General features: G+C 52.8%; 1 rRNA gene. It reads right to left on the bottom strand.

From position 1 onward, the window contains the following. Positions 1–212: ribosomal RNA gene (locus tag A7A76_RS01410) — 16S ribosomal RNA — on the bottom strand; the annotation flags it as partial.

The raw sequence follows: 212 nt of genomic DNA, 5'->3' as shown, positions 1-212 counted from the left end.
TTTCGTGCCTCAGCGTCAGTATCGGGCCAGTGAGCCGCCTTCGCCACTGGTGTTCTTGCGAATATCTACGAATTTCACCTCTACACTCGCAGTTCCACTCACCTCTCCCGAACTCAAGATCTTCAGTATCAAAGGCAGTTCTGGAGTTGAGCTCCAGGATTTCACCCCTGACTTAAAGACCCGCCTACGCACCCTTTACGCCCAGTGATTCC

Origin of the sequence: Lysobacter enzymogenes (genome assembly GCF_017168095.1) — a bacterium.
GTDB lineage: Bacteria > Pseudomonadota > Gammaproteobacteria > Xanthomonadales > Xanthomonadaceae > Lysobacter > Lysobacter enzymogenes_D.
The sequence above is the reverse complement of the archived record's forward strand: the minus strand, read 5'-3'. Positions and strand labels throughout refer to the sequence as shown.